Annotated in this window: 19 protein-coding genes; 5 read left to right on the top strand and 14 right to left on the bottom strand. The window is 45.3% G+C overall.

The window, feature by feature from the left end:
• Positions 1–206 precede the first annotated feature (206 nt).
• A complete protein-coding gene (locus ACFRAM_RS00230; protein ID WP_379463876.1) occupies positions 207–1,316 on the top strand; it encodes a PRK06851 family protein in 1,110 nt (369 codons plus the stop codon).
• 438 nt (positions 1,317–1,754) lie between these two features.
• Here the strand turns inward: ACFRAM_RS00230 and ACFRAM_RS00225 are convergent, their stop codons facing one another.
• Positions 1,755–2,351 carry a dihydrofolate reductase family protein gene (locus tag ACFRAM_RS00225; protein WP_379463874.1) on the bottom strand — a complete coding sequence of 199 codons (597 nt, stop codon included), beginning with the start codon at positions 2,349–2,351 and terminating at the stop codon, positions 1,755–1,757.
• 497 nt (positions 2,352–2,848) lie between these two features.
• Here ACFRAM_RS00225 and ACFRAM_RS00220 point away from each other — a divergent pair, with 497 nt between their 5' ends.
• Positions 2,849–3,592 carry a suppressor of fused domain protein gene (locus tag ACFRAM_RS00220; protein WP_379463872.1) on the top strand — a complete coding sequence of 248 codons (744 nt, stop codon included), beginning with the start codon at positions 2,849–2,851 and terminating at the stop codon, positions 3,590–3,592.
• A 1,310-nt stretch (positions 3,593–4,902) separates the two neighbouring features.
• The gene (locus ACFRAM_RS00215; protein WP_379463871.1) at positions 4,903–5,250 is read left to right on the top strand and encodes a hypothetical protein; all 348 of its coding nucleotides are present in this window, start codon (positions 4,903–4,905) and stop codon (positions 5,248–5,250) included.
• Positions 5,251–6,139: 889 nt separating this feature from the next.
• Here ACFRAM_RS00215 and ACFRAM_RS00210 read toward each other — a convergent pair.
• The 10 genes from ACFRAM_RS00210 to poxB form a co-directional block, all read right to left on the bottom strand.
• Complete coding sequence (locus ACFRAM_RS00210; protein ID WP_379463869.1) at positions 6,140–7,357, bottom strand: alpha-helical endospore appendage domain-containing protein; 1,218 nt, start codon at positions 7,355–7,357, stop codon at positions 6,140–6,142.
• 442 nt (positions 7,358–7,799) lie between these two features.
• Positions 7,800–8,207: an alpha-helical endospore appendage domain-containing protein gene (locus ACFRAM_RS00205; RefSeq protein ID WP_379463867.1), complete on the bottom strand. Its 408-nt coding sequence runs from the start codon at positions 8,205–8,207 to the stop codon at positions 7,800–7,802.
• Positions 8,208–8,246: 39 nt separating this feature from the next.
• Positions 8,247–9,128 (bottom strand): hypothetical protein, encoded by an 882-nt coding sequence (locus ACFRAM_RS00200; protein WP_379463865.1) that lies wholly within the window; start codon positions 9,126–9,128, stop codon positions 8,247–8,249.
• Entirely contained in the window at positions 9,119–9,520 is a 402-nt protein-coding gene (locus tag ACFRAM_RS00195) for an alpha-helical endospore appendage domain-containing protein (protein WP_379463863.1), read from the bottom strand. Before ACFRAM_RS00195 ends, ACFRAM_RS00200 begins: the two co-directional genes overlap by 10 nt.
• Positions 9,521–9,538: 18 nt before the next feature.
• Complete coding sequence (locus tag ACFRAM_RS00190; protein WP_379463861.1) at positions 9,539–9,853, bottom strand: alpha-helical endospore appendage domain-containing protein; 315 nt, start codon at positions 9,851–9,853, stop codon at positions 9,539–9,541.
• Positions 9,854–10,080: 227 nt separating this feature from the next.
• Positions 10,081–10,398 (bottom strand): alpha-helical endospore appendage domain-containing protein, encoded by a 318-nt coding sequence (locus ACFRAM_RS00185; RefSeq protein WP_379198308.1) that lies wholly within the window; start codon positions 10,396–10,398, stop codon positions 10,081–10,083.
• Between the two features lie 216 nt (positions 10,399–10,614).
• A complete protein-coding gene (locus tag ACFRAM_RS00180) occupies positions 10,615–10,929 on the bottom strand; it encodes an alpha-helical endospore appendage domain-containing protein (protein ID WP_379198306.1) in 315 nt (104 codons plus the stop codon).
• A gap of 239 nt (positions 10,930–11,168) precedes the next feature.
• Positions 11,169–11,474, bottom strand: a complete 306-nt coding sequence (locus tag ACFRAM_RS00175; RefSeq protein WP_379463859.1) for an alpha-helical endospore appendage domain-containing protein — start codon at positions 11,472–11,474, stop codon at positions 11,169–11,171.
• A 216-nt stretch (positions 11,475–11,690) separates the two neighbouring features.
• Positions 11,691–12,827 (bottom strand): hypothetical protein, encoded by a 1,137-nt coding sequence (locus ACFRAM_RS00170; RefSeq protein WP_379463857.1) that lies wholly within the window; start codon positions 12,825–12,827, stop codon positions 11,691–11,693.
• A 301-nt stretch (positions 12,828–13,128) separates the two neighbouring features.
• On the bottom strand, positions 13,129–14,850 hold the full coding sequence (gene poxB / locus ACFRAM_RS00165) for a ubiquinone-dependent pyruvate dehydrogenase (RefSeq protein ID WP_379463855.1): 1,722 nt from the start codon (positions 14,848–14,850) through the stop codon (positions 13,129–13,131).
• Positions 14,851–15,279: 429 nt separating this feature from the next.
• On the opposite strand from poxB, the gene ACFRAM_RS00160 reads away from it, so the two are divergent.
• Complete coding sequence (locus ACFRAM_RS00160; RefSeq protein WP_379463853.1) at positions 15,280–15,864, top strand: TetR/AcrR family transcriptional regulator; 585 nt, start codon at positions 15,280–15,282, stop codon at positions 15,862–15,864.
• A 7-nt stretch (positions 15,865–15,871) separates the two neighbouring features.
• The gene (map, locus tag ACFRAM_RS00155; protein WP_379463852.1) at positions 15,872–16,615 is read left to right on the top strand and encodes a type I methionyl aminopeptidase; all 744 of its coding nucleotides are present in this window, start codon (positions 15,872–15,874) and stop codon (positions 16,613–16,615) included.
• A gap of 191 nt (positions 16,616–16,806) precedes the next feature.
• Here the strand turns inward: map and ACFRAM_RS00150 are convergent, their stop codons facing one another.
• The 3 genes from ACFRAM_RS00150 to ACFRAM_RS00140 are packed head-to-tail and all read right to left on the bottom strand — an operon-like array spanning position 16,807 to position 19,066.
• Positions 16,807–17,574, bottom strand: coding sequence for an ABC-2 transporter permease (locus ACFRAM_RS00150; protein WP_379463850.1), 768 nt, complete (start codon positions 17,572–17,574; stop codon positions 16,807–16,809).
• Positions 17,571–18,347 (bottom strand): ABC transporter permease, encoded by a 777-nt coding sequence (locus ACFRAM_RS00145; protein ID WP_379463848.1) that lies wholly within the window; start codon positions 18,345–18,347, stop codon positions 17,571–17,573. Before ACFRAM_RS00145 ends, ACFRAM_RS00150 begins: the two co-directional genes overlap by 4 nt.
• Positions 18,344–19,066 carry an ABC transporter ATP-binding protein gene (locus tag ACFRAM_RS00140; protein WP_483875002.1) on the bottom strand — a complete coding sequence of 241 codons (723 nt, stop codon included), beginning with the start codon at positions 19,064–19,066 and terminating at the stop codon, positions 18,344–18,346. Before ACFRAM_RS00140 ends, ACFRAM_RS00145 begins: the two co-directional genes overlap by 4 nt.
• Positions 19,067–19,105 lie beyond the last annotated feature (39 nt).

The raw sequence follows: 19,105 nt of genomic DNA, 5'->3' as shown, positions 1-19,105 counted from the left end.
ACCAACTAAGTGCAGGCAGCGGCTCAAGTATTTAATACTACGTTCGTCATAATCTTCTGTAGTCACGTCAACAAAAAAAGAAAAAATTGGAGAGGACGAACACCACTTTTTAAAATGCAGAATATACAATTGAATAGGCACTTATCCCAATCATGCTTATTCTGCAATCTTTGCGAATCGGAATAGGCACAAAGGAGTGTTTCAAGTTGGCATTAAAATCATCTCACTATTTTGCCCAAGGCAACACTGCGCACGGAGCTCATTTCTTGTATAAATCCGCATTTGATGGGCTAAACAAGATATTCGTCCTTACGGGGCCCCAAGGTACGGGGAAATCGACGGTCATTCAAAGTTTGGCGGATAGTCTGCTGGATAAAGGCTTGCATGTGCAATGCTTCCACTCCCCTCTCCGTCCCGAAGAACTCGATGGCATTATTTTAACGGAATTGAAGGTTGGTATTGTCGACGGGCAAGTCTGTAAGGGGATTTCTGATATCGGGGCCTGTGAAATCATCTATATCCATTTCGGGGAAGCGTTTGATAACAGTCTTATTTTACCGGAACACAACAGAACGATAGAAGAACTTAGAGGCGAGCTTGGGAGGACCTATTCAAAAACGTATGAAACGTTCGCAACAGCATTGCGGATTCATGACGAATGGGAAAAAATTTATATCGAAAACATGGATTTCTTAAAAGCCGATCAGATTGCGCAGGATTTGATTCAAGAATTATACGCCGATCATGAAAGCGATTCGCCAACGGCTCCGCGTCACTTGTTTTTCGGAGCCGCGACTCCGAGGGGGGCTTTCGATTTTATTCAAAGCTTAACCGCTCAGCTGGAAAGACGGATATTCATCAAAGGAAGGGCGGGATCTGGCAAATCGACTCTGCTGAAAAAGCTTGCCTCCGCTGCCGAAACGAAAGGAATTGAAGTCCAAGTGTTTCATTGCGGTTTTGATCCGAACAGTCTTGATATGCTGATATTCCCGAGACTTGGAACAGCTATCTTCGACAGTACAGCTCCTCATGAATACTTTCCAGATCAGGATGGGGATGAGATCCTAGATATGTATGCATGGACAATAGCTCCTGGAACAGATGAAGCCCATGCTGCCGAAATAGCCGGTATCAAAGCACGCTACTCGGCAAAAATGAAAGAGGCCACCTCACATCTGGCGGAGGCCGAAGCCATCGATTCTAAAATAAAGGCTTACTATGTTGCGGCCACAGATTTTTCGATCGTAGAGAACCTCCATCTGCAATTACAGTCCGAGTTGAATGAATTGATTGGTTCCATTCAGCTTTCAAAATAAAGTTACAACCCAGAAGAGTTCTATTTCAGACGGGGCTCAGCCGTCTAATGCAAGCTGAGCCCGTTTGGGATAGAATGTATTTCTACTTCTCCTATGCCTTTCTGCAGAAAGTCATATCCTTTTTTGATTCCTAAATGGCTTCGGTGTCCAAAGCAAACGCCGCCACCGCCGGTTCGATCTCATTCAACGAACTGTCAAAACAAATAGAGACCTACCAAAGTAAAGGTTATAATCCCTTTGATGTCTTTGGTTAGTCTCTTTGTCTTTAGTATGTCGTATTGAGAGGCCATATCCTTTTTATTTTTGGTATCCCACTAGGTTACTCATGCTCACTAAGATGTGGATTTTAAATATTTAGAAGGTTAGAAAAATGACGTTATCCTCCCTCACGACGAATATGTTGTAATTGCTGTATTACGTACGAAACGAAGCCTTCTCCTATTTAGTTCTTTGTTCAGATCCTCTTACCGTTTGGTAAACGAGACCTATGGCTCCAGAATCAAAGGTCTTGTTTTCGATTAATTTAAGATTGATCTTCTCTTTGAGACCTTGGAATAACGGCAATCCCTTACCGATCAGGACGGGAGAAACCGTAATTTTATACTCATCAATTAAATCAAGCTGCATAAGGTGGTGTGCAAACCTAGGACTGCCGAGGATGACTATATCCTTGCCTGGCTGCTGTTTGAGGTTATTGATCTCTTCCTCAACATCTTCTTTCACGAGTCTTGAATTATTCCATTCGACTTTCTCCAGCGTCGTGGAAAAAACGATTTTGGCTGTCTTTTCGATCCACTCGGCATGATTCCGTTCATGCTGCGAAGCTGATGGGTTCAAAGGCACAGATGGCCAGTAACTGTGCATCATCTGATAAGTCCCACGTCCCCAAATGACAGTGTCGGCAGTACTCAGGATTTCTTTCGAATGTTTTTCCAAATCAGCATCGTAGGAAACCCAACCAATGTCCATTTCACCATTCGGCCCTTCTACAAAACCGTCAAGCGATGCGTGAAGAAATAGAACGAGTCTTCTCATTTTCTGTTCTCCTTTGTTCATGAGGCATATCTATATCAACTAAATTTTAGCAGAATTTAACTTGGGTTGTTTCTTATAGGTTGCTAATCCCAAGTCCTACCCGTTAGCTTAATAAAACATCGTCAGTCTTATACATTATTTTCTCAGTCTACAGCTTTATACGAATTATGTCTTAAAAGCATTCATTGCAAAAAATCCTCGCCCGGCGCGGATTCCATTCGGACTATGTTCTTGTCCTCTTACACGTTATAAGCCTGCAGTTGTGGACCTAAAGACCTCCGTTCACGTGCAATTGAGATTTACGGGCGCTCAATTCCAGATATCCCATTTTTGCATGGATATCCCGGGCAATTCGAATCGATAGCCCCATCGCTCCGGGGATATGCCTTTTGTTATACTTTCAAGTGGGGTTTCAAACCTCCTAGAATCAGGAATTTAATCGCAGCATTCTTTATTTCGCTCGTAATTTCAAAACCCTTACAGAGGAGCGCAAAGACATGAACTTTTTCAAAAAACTGTTTGGCGGCAAAGAAATAGGTAAATCGGAAGACGGCACCACAATTTACGGCTATGACGCTCCGGATGAGCGACAGCTTACGCCTCCCTCCGGAATTTTATACATGGAAGAATTAAACGAGCATTTTAATAAAGTCTTTCCAAACCGGGAAACCGGCGTGTTCCATGAACTGATTTCAGACATCGTACATATTGATGTGAACATTATGGAAGCAACACCTGACGAGCCATACCGAGTGCTATACACCAATGGGATGAGTGATCTGCCGATGACCCTCCCACAGGAGATCCGTGAAGAGTACAAGCATCTTGAACGCACGGAGCTGATGATGTTTTTGCCGGCGGACTGGCCGCTTACGCAAAAGGATTTTGAAGCGGAGGAGAACTACTGGCCGATCCGGCTGATGAAGATGCTTGCTCGGTTCCCGCATATGTATCAGACGTGGCTTGGATACGGGCATACCATTCCCAACACGGAGGAGTACGAGCCATATGCGCCAAACACTGAGCTGTCTGGCGTGATCCTGTTTGCTCTGCCGGAAGAGGTCAGCACAGTCCATACGAAAGATGGCAATCAGGTTCAGGTTTATTTCTTGGTTCCGCTTTACCGGAAGGAAATGGAATCCAAACTGGAGTCCGGTATGGATGAACTGGTTGCCAAGCTGTCCGAGCTGCCCGGTGATTTCCTCGTTCTGAATCCGAATAGACTCCATGCTTGTAAATAACTGCCCGGTTTAACGGGTTTGAGACAGCTTTAAAATGCACTTATATAACTCACGTGTAGCTCTAGTGTTGCAGAGCAGTCACTGCGGCAAATTTGGAATTCCGGCAATGCTCTCTTCCCTCAATCTCCATATGGGTTCTGTTCGATCGACTTCAAACGCTCCTACTCTAAAGACCGAATAAGTGCAAGCAGCGCCCCGCTTTGCTTGACTACGTCACCGGCGTTGATCTTTTCCCGGCTTCGTCGAGAAGCAACCAGGTGCTCGGAGCTGCAGGAGCTGGGCACACCGCCGATACCCGAATCTCGCGTAATCAGTGATCCAATGCTCCTTAATAAATAAGGGGTTAAATATACCTCTTATTAGTCTGGTATTACTATGTGGGTACCCTCCGGCCAACCTATCAGTAAATCAAAGATCTTCTAATTCAACCTATCGAGATGACTTCATAGAATATTATGAAACTATGTCTAATTTTATTCCATTGTGGAGCCTCGTGACTGAGCTATTCATTGTAACGAGGGTGGGATTTTGTATGAACTAATTCCAGGGCTTGGTGAGGGGGCCTTTGGAATGCACCTGGAAAGATCCAGTAAGTGCGATAGAAGTTAATAAGTTCTTACAGGATAATGATTGGCACTTTCCAGAGGATTATAAGCAATTTCTTCTGAAACATAACAGGGCAGTTTTATTTCAGCATCCCTAATATGGTGGGGGAACTGAAATATTGAGTCTAGAACAAATAGTATTAATATCCAAGACATACGAGCAGATTCAGTCCACTTGCTATCCAATTGCTTGGACAGATCATCGGATTGGAGCAATATGTATTGATTCAGTAAAATGTCAGCAGTGAGAAACACCATATCTGTTCTTTTTAGACGCAATGGATCATATTGAAGACGCCATTTCCAATTCCGCTTACCTTTACCGAATGGTTAGAACGTCTAATTATCTGTCATGGACAAGAATACTGGAACTGGTAATTGGATCTTCGTACTCTTTTACACTCAGTTTATCTAATGCTTGGTCATGTGCCTCTTCTTCACGAATGTATTTTGCTACGGTGGCTTCATCTTGTTTGCCATCTAAGACCATTCCTATCGTTTGAGCCTGAACATCTCAATTCTATTGGAATGGTCTTAGGGGTCAAACTCTCCTTCTTCCCACCCGCTATGCGGGTTTTTTGTTTCGCTCGTTTCACGCACTCAACTGACTAAAGCCATAATACAAAAATCCGCATAATTGTGGAGAAATTTCTATGTATAATTTTTAAAAATCGTTAAATATTACATTTAAAAAGGTGGTCAAAAATGAAATCCAAAATAAACATAATTTTGATTCTGTCAATATTTATACTTGCAATGAGTGGAGGTGAAATTTGTTTAGCTGATCCAAACGATCAAGTTGAAAAACCGGTAAAGGACATACGAACCTACACGTTATCCATTCTTTCTGAAAATTTCAATGACTCGATATCAAAAAAATTTGGTATTACTGATTGGATGTTTTACCCTAAGCAAGTCTGTGAAGTAAATGGCACTAGTCTTACTTTAGAAGGGGATCTCAAGGACAATAAAGTCCAAAGAAAAATTAGAATCGATTTAGAGAAGAAGGTCAACTCAAGCTATGAGATTATTCGAATTTCGGAAATCAAGTGATTAACTGCGATAATTGTAATCCGAAAGATCAGGATACGCCGCCCTGCTTTGATCCACAAAGGGACACCGGAAGTGTTTCCGCAAGCAGCTTAAGCAGCAGATCTCACCAGTTGATGCATTCGCAGGATGACAAGAAGCACGGAGTATCGGGAGACATTAAGCAAAAGGGCTCGGACCCGTTCCGTTAGAAAAACCGACCTCCACCCCTTAGACAGATGTGACGAAGGAATGAAAGGGCTTAGACCCGTTGAGACCTGGGAGTGAAAATCGCTAGGGGCTACATGGAGACGTGCAGGATATGGAACAAATTGGGTGATATACTCTCACCTTTATTCTTGCACGCCCTTACAGGTGTTCCAAGCCAACGCCCCCTCTGTTCCCTTCTTATTTGACACTTTGCTTAAGGTGAAATCCTGCGAATTCATGAGCTTGAATGAGAAAACTAAATCATATTGAGGGAGCTTAATAAGGGTTAATTTTCGTGAGAATCGGCTGACGGGCTCGAATTCATAATACCCGATGAACTGGCTCTTGTTATTGCCGGGATACCCGCCTCCTCCGAGTGGGTTGGCATCGGTCAAAAATCCTTATACACGACCAAAAAAGTAAACGCAAGGCGATAATGTTTGTTGTAGTTTTCTTGCTGTTGTACTCTTTGAATTAAACAAAGAAAAAACGAGTGAGGATGAGAACTACACCACGGCGAAATGGTTCGTGGCCTCTTCCACACTCGTTAAAAGGTTTGAATAAGCAAACACAAAGGCTCTCAGTAAATCTCTATTGAGAGAGACATACAAAGAGGTAAACCGTGAATTTTCGAGCCGTGTCCACATAGCCAACCGATTGGACAACGAGTGCGACTTCTTCAGGCGTCAGTATGGATTGAAGATTACCCTATTTGTACAAATGTTAGTGAAGACGCATTAGAACCACTTATACCATTTGGTGCAAATGAAAGGGTTACTGTCGGTAAGTTACTAGAGATTAAACCAATTGAAACATGGTCTCCTGCTGCTAGACTAAGAATATTAGTTAGATTAAGTTGCGTTGTTCCGTTTATGTTTCCTGTATTACCAAAAGAATTTAAAAACGGTACTGCTATCCCTCCCCCATTGACCTGTATTCCAAAAGTTCCAGAATTTTCTGCAGCGAGATTGACCATTGCTGATACTTCATAAATACCAGCTACATTTACGGTAACGGAACCATCTAGATTTAATGTAAATGCTCCAGGAGTGTTTATAGGTGCTGCACTTGCACCAGTCACAGGAATAATAGTTCCAGAAGTCATGACACCGGAAGGGATAAACGGTCCGATGGTAGTGACATTTGTAAATGAACCGTGGACACCAGAGAAAGTTCCAGTTGGACCTGTAACGCCTGTTAAGCCTGTAGCCCCAGTAGCCCCAGTAGCCCCAGTAGCACCACTAGCTCCAGTAGCTCCGGTAGCTCCCGTTGGTCCTGTTGGTCCTGTTGGTCCTGTTGGTCCGGTGGCCCCAGTAGCTCCTGTAGTCCCAGTATCTCCGGTAGCTCCAGTAGCTCCAGTAGCTCCCGTTGGTCCCGTTGGTCCTGTTGGTCCGGTGGCCCCAGTAGCTCCTGTAGTCCCAGTATCTCCGGTAGCCCCAGTAGCTCCGGTAGCACCAGTAACTCCAGAAGCCCCAGTAGCTCCTGTAGTCCCAGTATCTCCGGTAGCTCCAGTAGCTCCAGTTACACCCGTAGCGCCTGTTGTGCCCGTAGCGCCCGTTAGCCCTGTAGGCCCAACGGGTCCGCCTGCTGGCCCTGTTGGGCCTGTTGCCCCTGTCGGGCCGAGAAGCGATGGTGCTGCAAGAACGCTATCCAATTTGGTAGCCAGCAGTAGCTCTTTCTTGATAAGCTCCGTCATTGTACTTTTTACGCTACTATTAATCGCAAGCAAATCGTCGATGGTTGCCGGAACGCTGAGACCCGGCAAAGTACCTATCGCATATTGGATTTTCTCAGCCTCGGCATTAATAACGTGACCCAGACCCAGTTCTTCGATCGCAATTGACGCCAACAACAGATTCAACGCATCTTGTCTTGTTACGGTAATACTTGGCGTAATATTCGGAATATTCGCTTGTGACACCAACGTCACCCTCCCTTATTACCTTCATTCTTCTCAGTTATACTATGCTGTTCAAGAATTTAGGTGACAAGATACTCGGCAAAAGGCAAAAAGCCCCTCCCACAGGAGAAGCTCAATTATAGAGCAGTATATACATGATCTGCATCTTGTATGTATGGCATGCTACTGAACTTCCGTCGTTCGATCACCCTGATCTCATCCCCTAGTCGAGCCACAGCACAAAGTCCTACGAAGCCGTATTGAAAGCCAATAAATAGATAAGCTCGCTCTTATCTGCTCCACTAATTGATTCAATTGTGACATATACGTAGTGGTGGCTCGCTGCGACTCAGAGAAATCATGTAGCTCTCTGCTGTTCCGGTACTCTGCCGAATACAGCTAATAAGCGCGATTCTATGGCAGGATGATAAAATGCAGAACATTTGTCATTCCCTTTTCAAGACTACCAACCGTCGTTAAGGTCCCAATAATCCCACTCCACATAGTACCCCTTATGTTTTTCATTCACATTATCGCGTTTGCGGTTCTGTGCCTCGTAAAGTCCCGAAGCAACATTCTTATCCCCCTGATCCAATTGTAGAGCAGTATCAAGTTTTTTGAGCAGCATCCATTCAGCCATCATGAACGAGTCCATAAACTGGATAACTGAATGGTTGAACTGGATAATTTCTCCTGCCGTTGATCCGCTCTCACCGAGTTTCTCTTCGCAGAAAGCGCGGATATGCCCGGCTTCCGTCTCCAAGAGACTGGAGAGTGCATTCTCTTCAGATGCAATGGATTCGATCAGATGAGATATGGCTTCGTTCATTGGGGGAACAGGCGTGGTTGATGCGTTTCCTTTGACCACCATCTAGATCCTCCTCCATCTCCTATTCTTCCATGCCTTCCGTTAGAAAGATTTCAAATAACGAACGTAACGAGTCTGTCCGATGCTTATACTGGCTTTACTAAAAAATGCAGGGGGCTGCACAGCTGGAGAACGCTTTCCACGATTAGAGGGAGAAGCTGTGTTCCTGCCCTTCTCTTTCACTCCAATGCGCGGATTATTGAACACTTTAGCTTGGGTATTCTTCAGACCCTCCTCTTCTAGAGGTTCTAAAGGCTCCCATACCGGCTTCACTTGAGGCGCTTGAGGGTCCGGAGAGTCTTTGTCCGCTATCTGTTGATTATCCCCAGGCTCCTCATGAATAGACCGGATCTGTGTTTCGATATGCGCTTCTGTCTGAAGCTCTATTTGATCTTTTGCTTGAACTGCCGTCTGCTCTTCAATGAGAGCTTCTACTTGCGCTTGTGGCTGTTCATGCACGTCTGGTTGAGGAGCGTAGCATGTGGACAAATAGTCAAGGTTCTCGAACACACGCTCCATACAATACGAGTTCTGTACCGGCTTTTGCTGCAGCTTTTCCATAAAGGTGTAAAGCTCAGGCAAGTGGGTATGCTCAAGGGCAGAGCCGCTAAGCTGATCATCCCTGTAATCGCTCAATCCAGCGGTTGCATCCATATAATCCATGGCAATCTGCTTTCGCTTCGCTTGAATATGAAGCTGAACGAGTGTCTGAAACATGTTCATCATCTGAAATTCAAGCTGCCTATATTCTTTATCTGTGCCTGCTCTTGTTCTATCTATGATTCCAGTGCAAATGTGAACGACGGAGGCTGTCATTTGCTTAAGAGAATTATGATCGTTCAGCCCGGGTTTATTCTTCACAGTCTCCACCCTTTTCTTACCCGATTTGTTGTCCTTCTGCTCCACGTTGCTTGCTACTTCCAATCATCATCGAAAATACACCCGTCTTCCCAATATATATCTTGCATATCCTCTAAATTTCTCAGTTCTTTACGGCTTTTTTCCTGAGAATAACCTTTCCATTTTTCCTGATCCAGTTGAAGCACAGTCTCCAGCTTTTTGAGCAGCATCCATTCAGACATCACAACAGAGTCCATGAACTGGGTAATCGATTTGTTGAATTGAATAGTATCTGCTGCTGTAGAACTGCTCTTCTGGTCCTGATTTTGCTTGGAGAAGACACGGATATGCTCCGCTTTCGTCTCCAGCAGTCTCGATAGGGCTTTTTCTTCGGATGCAATGGATTCAATCAGATGAGATACAGCTTCGTCCTTTGCAGGAACAGAGCGGATTGACGTGATTCCTTTGATCTCCATGCTTCTCCTCCTTCACCCCTATTCTTCCATGCACTCCTTCACACACACAACCTGTTCTTCCAGCCTCACCACATCTTCCAGCTTGAAATGCAGCAGTATCTGATTTTTGATTACCGTCCTTAATGTCCGTTCGGCACTGTCATTAATCTGAAGTGCATCTTGCAGGCTGAAACAGTGCTCTTGAATCACTTTCTGCAGCTTCTCTGCTTCTGCATTGACAATGTGTGACAGACTGATCTCCTCCAGAGCAATGGACGTAAGGAGAAGATTGATAACCTCGGGCCTAGTTAAAATAATCTCAGGCTTAATATCCGGAATATTCGGCATACTCATCTTGTTCATCCCTTTCTGCTACTATCACTCCCGTCATGATGCCGGATGCACGAAACGGCTGCATCTGCATATGATGGTTACTAAGCCGGGCGGGTATTATACAATCATATCTATGTACGAGTCGTTCCATCCATGAGCTTTTCCGAAAAAAATCATAAAAAAAAAAGCGTGGCGGGTCTGATTCTCATCAGCACTCATCACGCTCTTCCAATCCACTTTTCTGACTTTTAAGGTGTCGTCGTAGTTACTGGCACAAGCGGCACGACGCCTTCCAGTTTCTGCAGCAGCAGAATTTCCTTACGCACTACTTCTTGTAGTGTTTTACGCACACTATCATCAATGGTCAACAGATTAGATAACGTAGCTGGCGGGGTAAGACCAGGCCCCAATGTTCCCAGTACGAATTGGATCTTCTCTGCCTCAGCATTAATGATGTGGGCGAGGGCCAGCTCTTCAAGTGCTATGGAGCCTAACAGTAAGGCTACCGTCTGGTTAATTGTGAGACTAATCGTAGGTGTAATGTTCGGGATGTTCGCTTGTGACAAACTAATCACCTCATTCATTTTTTTGGTGAAACTTCATTACTAACGACAGGAAGATAATACTGTAGTGAGCAGTATTGCTCTTCCTCTTCGTTCTGTTAATTTTTATATGCTGCATGGCTTGATCAACTGAACTGAAAATTCGAAAAAACTTTATTTTACTTTCAAACCAAGTAACACATAAACCGGCTTGAACGGTCGAGCAAAAGCTCCCACACCTTATTCTTCGATGAATTCCTCTATAAACACACGCTGTTCCTCCAACCTCACTACATCTTCCAGCTTGAAATGCAGCAGCATCTGATTCTTGATTACCGTCCTTAATGTCCGCTCGGCACTGTCATTGATCGCAAGCGCATCTTGCAGACTGAAGCAATGCTCCTGGATCACCTTCTGCAGCTTCTCTGCTTCCGCATTCACAATATGTGACAGGCTGATCTCCTCGAGAGCGATAGAAGTGAGGAGAAGATTAACAACCTCCGGTCTCTTCAGAACGATCTCCGGCTTGATATCCGGAACATTAGGCATACTCATCTTGTTCATTCCTCTCTATTCGATATAGTCCTTAACAGTATTCTTACCGTGCGTATAGCTTCTTGCGAGGTTTTACCCCTTTCTGTTGACTTGAAGAGTAAAACCTGTTTTCCTAATGTACAATGATGTATATGTACAGGGTATTTTATCCATGAGCTTTTCCAAAAATGAAGTCATAAAAAACGTGGTAGGGACTAGTCCGCATCAGTATCCCTACCACGTTCATTCATAATTTATTTTTAAACTACAGGCACAAGCGGTAAGACCCCTTCCAACTTCTGCTGTAGCAGAACTTCTTTTCGTACCACTTCCTGTAGCGTCTTGCGAACACTATTATCAATTGCCAACAAATCAGCTAAGGTAGCATGTGGGGTGACACCAGGCTTCAGTGTTCCCAGAACGAATTGGATTTTCTCTGCCTCAGCATTTATGATGTGGGCGAGGGCTAGCTCTTCAAGTGCTATGGAGCCTAACAGTAAGGCTACCGTCTGGTTAATTGTGAGACTAATTGTAGGTGTAATGTTCGGAATGTTCGCTTGTGACAAACTAATCACCTCTTCTAAATTTTATCGATCCAGGAAATTAACGTACAGTTGACACGGTAGTTCCTCTTACTCTCTTCCCTCCTTATTGGTGAGTCATTCATTATATATACTGCATAGCTTGTATTTCTGAACTAAAACTTGATCCGTTGTAATAAAAAAGCCGATCCCTCCAATCAGGAGAGAGCAGCTTCTTCTACAATACAAGTGTTTCGCCCTTCAGGCCATGAGCTCAGGGTCGATACAGTTGATGCCGATCTTGGTGAGTTTTTGCACCACCTGGTCATCAGACGGCGCATTTTCAATAATGATGTTCACTACTTCATCAACATCATCGACAAAGCGAACATATCGGTTGTATTCCCTCAGTGTCATGTTCTTCGTACCAACGAAGAGTTGCTGAAGCAAATCCGTTACTGGCATGTGGACCTTGCCATCTGGGGCTTCTGGCAGTGTCCAAAATTTGCTGTCAAGGAACACCACTGAGGTAATCGGAGCGTTATTTTTCTTGTCGCGGTAATAGATTTGTTCCGCCCGCTGGAACACTTCCTGGATTGTGCCTCCCCGCCCTTCGGAAAAAACGATACCGCATGAAGCCAGCGTCAGGAGGACATCCTCCCTTATGCTATTAAGAAAATATTTCGCAACATGGGTCGTAAGCGGCGTAAAAGGTTCATGACCGAAATGCCAAGTAGGCACTGCCAAACTGTAATTGATTGGTGTGAGTTGGCCCTCCAGCTCTTTAGCAATTTTCCAAGCGGGAAGCATCCATGCGTGAAGTTCACGTGCAATATTTTCATCGATTGCCCACGTCGTCCCTTCTTTTTCTTTAAAGAGGACATTCTCCATGTTCTGCGGCAATTCGGTAAATGATCCATCTGCCAATCTATCAATGGCGGAAGTAAGCGAGTCTGCAGAACGTCCAGCGTAAAGTGCACCAAGATGGGCTGCCTCCATACAGCCCGGGCCGCCGCCGCTGGCGACGATAAAGCCGGATTCAGAAAGCAACTGAGCAATTCGTGCAATCTCGCGATATGTCTTGCTGCCACGTGGCTCCCGGGTCCCTCCCATAATTCCGACAGGACGCCGCCCTGTCTGCACCTCCGCTGCCAGGAATGCATTCATTCCCCGCACAACTGAAGCGTCATGTAACGCTTCCATCATCGCAGCGTAAGGGTCCAAGATGGTAGTACGTCCTTGTTGCTGAAAATATACATAGTTCTGAAAATCGGGCGTGGCCGTTACACTCAGTGCATTGTCCGGGTCAAAGTGTTTAAGTAATTCCAATGGTTGATAAACTTTATCGTGAATGGGGTTGAATGGAGGGTGAGTGATCATATCAATCGGTTTTTTCATAGTGGGCTCCTAAGCTATTCCTAAGTATTTTCCTTTTCCTCCTAGTTATGATGTGCCGTTAGCTGCTTCCGAATCAGAACGACCTGTCCTGCGTGATACGCATCATGCATGATCCAATTGAGCAATTCTTGCCCGAGCGTAATTTCGCTTATGGTATATGGTAGCACTGTTATTTCCCATCAAAGTGATAAATTAATCAAGCAAATATCCGTTGAACTTTTATAAGATCAACGGCTTAAAATTCATTTTTTAAATACGACAGATTAGTCTTCAACAGGCATTTTAAGAGTCCCCCTATTTATTACCGAAGGAGATTGGTTTTCGCCAGTTCGATGATTTCGTTGCCTTGCCCGTTCAAAACGGCTTTCAGCATCCACATCGTAAATCCGCGTGCCTGCTCGAAGTTAATCTTTGGCGGCATAGCCAGCTCCTGACGATTGACTACGACGTCCAGCACTACTGGACCGCCATGTTCGAACGCTCGGCGAACGGCGCTTTCCAAGTCATTCGGATCCTCGACCCGTATTCCTTCGATTCCCATGGCTTGAGCTAGCATCGCAAAGTTTGGATTGTCGAGTTCCGTTCCGAATTCTAAAAAGCCGGCTGCTTTCATTTCCAACTCAACGAATCCAAGCGCACCATTATTAAAGACTACAATCTTGATCGGGAGCTTATGCTGACGAAGGGTCAATAGATCTCCAAGCAGCATGGTGAGTCCCCCGTCCCCTGACAACGATACGACCTGGCGTCCCGGCTGTGCAACCTGTGCCCCAATTGCCTGAGGCATGGCGTTCGCCATTGTCCCGTGACTAAACGAGCCCAAAAGCCTTCTTTTTCCATTCATGCTCAAGTATCGGGCAGCCCACACAGTCGGCGTCCCAACATCGCAAGTCAGAACGGCATCCTCATCTGCGAGATCGCTGATTACCTTCATGAGGTATTGGGGATGAATAGGTGCTCGGCCGGGATTTGCAAGATTGTCCAGTTCCGCGCGGACTTTGGCATAATATGCTACAAAGTGCTGCAGATGATCTGGGGAGTGTGATTCCTTTAACAAGGGTAACAGCATTTCGACCGTCGTCTTCACGTCTCCGCACACCCCGTATGCGAGCGGCGTTCGCCGGCCTAGTCGGGAGGAGTCCAAATCAACCTGAAGGATGGTCGCTTCTTGCGGATAGAATTGCCGGTATGGAAAATCGGTACCCAGCATGAGTAAGACATCACATTCCATCATGGCATGGTATCCGGAAGAATATCCAATTAGGCCGGTTAATCCGACGGAATAGGGGTTGTCGTATTCCAGATATTCTTTTCCTCGCAGCGCTATGACCATCGGGGATTGCAGCTTCTCGCACAGCTTCATGAGTGAAGCATGAGCTCCTGCACAGCCGGCACCGCATAGCAAGGTGATCCTCTTGCCTTTGTTTAAATAGTCAGCAAGCGTCTTCAATTCATCCGTAGAAGGGCTTACAATCGGCCGGGTGGAATGGATGACGCGTTCCGGAACCGGGCTTTCATCGTATTCGAATGCGGCTACATCACCAGGAAGAACTAAGACAGACACCCCCGATCTTGCCGTCGCGGTTTGCATCGCCATCGTAATTGCTCGAGGGATTTGCTTCGGCCCGGTTACGACCTCACAAAAGAAGCTGCATTCCTGAAACAACATGTCCGGACGGGTCTCTTGAAAAAAGCCGCTGCCGATTTCACTGCTCGGAATATGTGCGGCAATCGCAAGTACTGGCACCCGGTTTCGATGGCAATCGTACAATCCGTTAATGAGATGCAAATTACCTGGTCCGCTGCTACCCGCACATACGGCAATTGCCCCACTGAACGTGGCATCTGCGCCAGCCGCGAACGCTGCAACCTCTTCGTGGCGGACATGGATCCATTCTATTTTTCCGGAACGGCGTATTGCATCGAGCAAGGCATTGAGTGAATCGCCGATAATGCCATAAATTCGCTTCACGCCGGCGTTCAGAAGGGATTCCACAATGGAATCGGCTATCGTTCTTCTCAAAGGAATCTCTCCTTTCTGTTTTTATTATATTGCCATAATACGAGCAGCCTATTCTTGATTTCACAACGATTTAAGTCTGAACCAAGAAGAAATTTCGGAAATCCACATTTCGGAAGTCTCTAAAATGACACAAAGTCTCTACTTTGATGGAAAAATGCTCAATTGGCTATATTCATCGAGTAAATTTAGGACTTGTTCTGTATTTCTCAAGGAACTTCTCCAGTTAAGTGAGTATAAAATTTCAAAGTTGCGGTATTGGTCAAACGCAGGTGCAGGCAGGGCTCAGCCGCACAGTTTCTTCCGCTGCAGCCAGCTTGTGTGCGCTACACCCTAACGAAAACCTTTAAAATTTTTTGCATTTCTCCATCTCAAGCGTTAGTATTTTTATATCGACATATTTGCAGGTCTATAAAAGGAGGTTGACAGGCTATGTGCCCCCGTACTAAAGAACAAAATGAGCTCATACGCATACAGCGCAGAGAACAGATCCTGGACGTTGCCGCCCTCTCCTACTTTCGCACGGGCGGCAGCTTTGATATTCGCGACGTCGCCCGCGAGGCAGGGCTTGGTTACGGCACAGTATACCATTATTACCCCAACCGGCATCTATTAATAGAAGATGTGTTAGGAAGCAGCTTCGAGCGGTGCGAGCAAGTTATTGCAAACTGGGCGAACATCAGCGGAAGTCCCCCGGATGACGGGCAGATGTTGATGTATTGTAAAGCGCTACTCCGGCTGTGGCAGTCCGACGCCCGCGCATATCTCGTCTTCAAAATGGCGGCGGAGCATTATACAGGTTTGCCTGAAAGGGATAGACACCACGCCAAAAGAAAATTTATGGAGCGGCTGTACGTTCCACTCCAATCGATCGCCCAGTGCGAAGACGACAGCGTCGACCATATGCTTGCCGTGCTGGTCGGTTGCTGTGGACTGCACTACTATGCGGGCAATTCCAACCTGGACGTCGATCGGATTGCACGACTCGCTATGCAAGCTATTACGAAGGAGTCCTGATACGAACATGATCATTTTAAAAAGCAAGCATGAAATTGAGGCTATCCGCAAGGCATGCCAAGTGGTGGCTGAATGCCATCGCACAATCGCCCCGCTAATCAAACCGGGTATTACCACCAACGAGATTGAGCGCATATTCGAGGACATTATGTTGAAGCACGGAGCAAAGCCATACCAGAAAGGCTATAACGGCTATCAATATGCGACTTGTGCCTCCGCCAACGATGTGATCGCACATGGCTTCCCTAGCAATAAGCCACTTGAGGAAGGCGATATCGTGACGATCGACACGGTCGCTGAGCTCGATGGCTGGCTCGGCGATTCGGCCTGGAGTTATGCAGTCGGGCAGATCTCGCCGACAGCCGAGAAGTTGATGCGTGTCACGAAGGAATGTCTTGACCTGGGCATCGAGCAGGCGAAGCCCGGCAATCGACTCGGCGACGTGACGAGCGCAATTCAGCGGCATGCGGAATCACACGGTTTTGGCGTCGTGCGAGACCTTCTCGCCCATGGCATCGGCCGCGACTTGCACGAGGAGCCGACTTATATGCATGTCGGCAAGCCTGGAAAAGGCATTCGTATCAAGGAAGGTATGGTGTTCACAATTGAGCCCATGATCACCGAGGGCAGCTACTTCATGACAATCGATCCGGACGGCTGGACCGCACGGACGATGGACAGCAAGCTCGCTGCCCAATACGAGCATACGATCGCCATCACGGCTGAAGGTCCACAAATTTTGACCGCGTAATAGAAAAAAGAAGTCGACCAACGAAATGGTTGACTTCTTTTTTCGTAATCGGCATAGCATATTTCTTTATTTGCCGTTTCATATTCTAACATATAAGAAAGTTCAACAATCATCTTGCTTTACACGCAATAAGGTAAGGATGAAAATCGGCTTTTGAAAAACACATACAAGTAAAATAAGGAATCCTAAACTTAGGCATCCCGTTTACAGTAAAATACAATAGCTAGTGTAATAAAGATAAGTGTCCAGAACATTGAAATACCTGTCCCTTGCATTGGTGTAAGGACATTTATATTATCCGGGGAACGCGGCATATACATATAATTTCCTGCCGTATCCGGAAAATAATTTAGATATTTATTAATACTAGGTAGAAAAATTCTCATCAATGGACCGACAATGAAATAATAACCAAGTAGTACCACTAAAGCAGGTGTGGTTCGTCTTAATAAAGCACCTATAGCTGCACTGAGAAGTGTGGTTAATGTTAGATAGCCTGTTGCACCTATTAATGTTGTTATTATTATGTCTATTTCAATCACTACTGCTGTGTCTCTTATCATAATAAAAGTATAGAGTACACCTGATGCAGCAATAATAAACGCCACAGGAATAGTTATAATTGCCAATGCCAAATGCTTCATGGATAATTGAAGCCCACGCCAAGGTATCGTAGTTAAAGTAGTTCGAATCTGTCCGCCAGTGTACTCCGAACAAGTAGCTAAGATACCAAGAATAATGAAGCCTGCTTGAAGATATTCCATAGAAGCAAGTCCTATATTCAGTACACTTTTCGTTCCAGCTGTCCCTTGTAGACCAGCAAAAGTAAAAGCTGCAGCTAAAGCTAAATTAAGAATGAATGTACCCATAAGGGTGAGCCATATCAATAGTAATGTAATTAATTTATCCAGTTCAGCACCAAGGATTTGCATTATCTTCCTACTAGATGAGACATTCATGCTGCAACGTCCCTCCTATGGAATACAATAGCTGCAATAATGAAAATAACGACGACCCAGGTAAACATGATTAAACCGCCTGTGAAAGGAGTGTGAAATCTGTCAAATAAACTGCCTGTAAACGGGGTGTCGCTCGTAAACATAAACATTTCAAGGCCAGCCCTATCGGGTAAATAAAGCGCCAGCTTTGTAACCTTATAAAGCAGAACACTAAATGATACAACGGATGAATTGATCATGAGCACAGCAAGCGGGATGATGCCATTCTTAGTTAGCAAAGTAATCCCAAGTGCTAAAAGAGCAGTCAATGTCCAGTAACAAACTGCACCGATAAGTCTAGGCCATTCAATTGCAGGAGCATATTCACCAAGAATAAGATACGTTGTGGACACAGTTGTCATAATAGCAACAATACACAGCAATATGCTGACCACTGTCACAGCGCCTGCTTTTGCCAGCAAAAAATGAAGTCGTGATGCAACAGCAGTTAAACTTGTTGTAATCTGCGCTCCTCCACCAGATTCACTGCTCTCTGTCAAATACTCACTGCTGACAGCAAGCACACCAAGAATAATGACACCTTGCACACCAAGAGCGAGTCCGATATAGCCAACTTCCGATAGCCGTGTGCTAACTCCAGCTATAATCTCCTCTTTTTGTACTATACTGTCTAAGGCAGTAATGACCGCTGGGGCAAATGCTCCAATAAGAAAGGCAAGCCAAATGCCCGGCAGGGAGAACAATTTAGACAGTTCCGCGTTGAAAGCTCTCATACAACATCACCTGCATGTTCAGTTGTCAGGGCAAAAAAGGCTTTCTCTAGCGTGGAATGGTTACCTATTACTTCATCCAATGTTCCATCTGCGACGATTGTTCCATGCTTAATAATCACCACATCATCAACAGTCTCTGCAAGCTCTCCCATGAGATGACTGGATAGTAACACCGTGTTTCCAGACTGGGCACGTTCACGTAAAAATGTCCGAATCCACCGGATTCCTTCTGGGTCGAGCCCATTTACGGGTTCATCTAAAATCAATATTTTCGGATCACCAAGTAGTGCAGCCGCCATGCCAAGTCTTCTTCCCATGCCAAGAGAATACTTCCCAACCCTTTTATCAGCTGCATTAGTAAGACCTACGATTTCGAGAACTTCCTCGACACGTGAGTAAGACAATCCTGCGGCACGAGCAATCCAACGCAAGTGTGCTCGTCCTGTTCGCATACGGTGAGCTCCAAATCCATCAAGCGCAGCACCTACTGTTGCTAGAGGATTTTGCAATTCTGCGAATGGCTTCCCATTAATTAGTGCACTTCCTGAGGTAGCACGATCTAATCCAAGCAGGATGCGAAGTGTAGAGCTTTTACCTGCCCCATTTGGACCTAAAAAACCAGTTACTCTACCTGGTCTAGCTTTAAAGCTGATACCTGATAAGATTTCCCCAGTTCCACGATGTTTGACTAAGTTATTAATTGTAAGCAACCATAACACTTCCTTTCTGTTATGGTTCTAATTATAAAGAAGCAAAGT

The organism is Paenibacillus sp. NPDC056722 (assembly GCF_042790635.1).
GTDB lineage: Bacteria > Bacillota > Bacilli > Paenibacillales > Paenibacillaceae > Paenibacillus_AQ > Paenibacillus_AQ agri.
The sequence above is the reverse complement of the archived record's forward strand: the minus strand, read 5'-3'. Positions and strand labels throughout refer to the sequence as shown.

Excerpts from the sequence above, each read along its gene's own strand:
- ACFRAM_RS00220 (WP_379463872.1), top strand. The coding sequence starts at position 2,849 with ATGAACTTTTTCAAAAAACTGTTTGGCGGCAAAGAAATAGGTAAATCG.
- ACFRAM_RS00150 (WP_379463850.1), bottom strand. The coding sequence starts at position 17,574 with ATGAATGTCTCATCTAGTAGGAAGATAATGCAAATCCTTGGTGCTGAA.
- ACFRAM_RS00225 (WP_379463874.1), bottom strand. The coding sequence starts at position 2,351 with ATGAGAAGACTCGTTCTATTTCTTCACGCATCGCTTGACGGTTTTGTA.
- map (WP_379463852.1), top strand. The coding sequence starts at position 15,872 with ATGATCATTTTAAAAAGCAAGCATGAAATTGAGGCTATCCGCAAGGCA.
- ACFRAM_RS00205 (WP_379463867.1), bottom strand. The coding sequence starts at position 8,207 with ATGGTGGTCAAAGGAAACGCATCAACCACGCCTGTTCCCCCAATGAAC.
- ACFRAM_RS00160 (WP_379463853.1), top strand. The coding sequence starts at position 15,280 with ATGTGCCCCCGTACTAAAGAACAAAATGAGCTCATACGCATACAGCGC.
- ACFRAM_RS00180 (WP_379198306.1), bottom strand. The coding sequence starts at position 10,929 with ATGAGTATGCCTAATGTTCCGGATATCAAGCCGGAGATCGTTCTGAAG.
- ACFRAM_RS00170 (WP_379463857.1), bottom strand. The coding sequence starts at position 12,827 with ATGAAAAAACCGATTGATATGATCACTCACCCTCCATTCAACCCCATT.
- ACFRAM_RS00195 (WP_379463863.1), bottom strand. The coding sequence starts at position 9,520 with ATGGAGATCAAAGGAATCACGTCAATCCGCTCTGTTCCTGCAAAGGAC.
- ACFRAM_RS00145 (WP_379463848.1), bottom strand. The coding sequence starts at position 18,347 with ATGAGAGCTTTCAACGCGGAACTGTCTAAATTGTTCTCCCTGCCGGGC.
- ACFRAM_RS00215 (WP_379463871.1), top strand. The coding sequence starts at position 4,903 with ATGAAATCCAAAATAAACATAATTTTGATTCTGTCAATATTTATACTT.
- ACFRAM_RS00190 (WP_379463861.1), bottom strand. The coding sequence starts at position 9,853 with ATGAGTATGCCGAATATTCCGGATATTAAGCCTGAGATTATTTTAACT.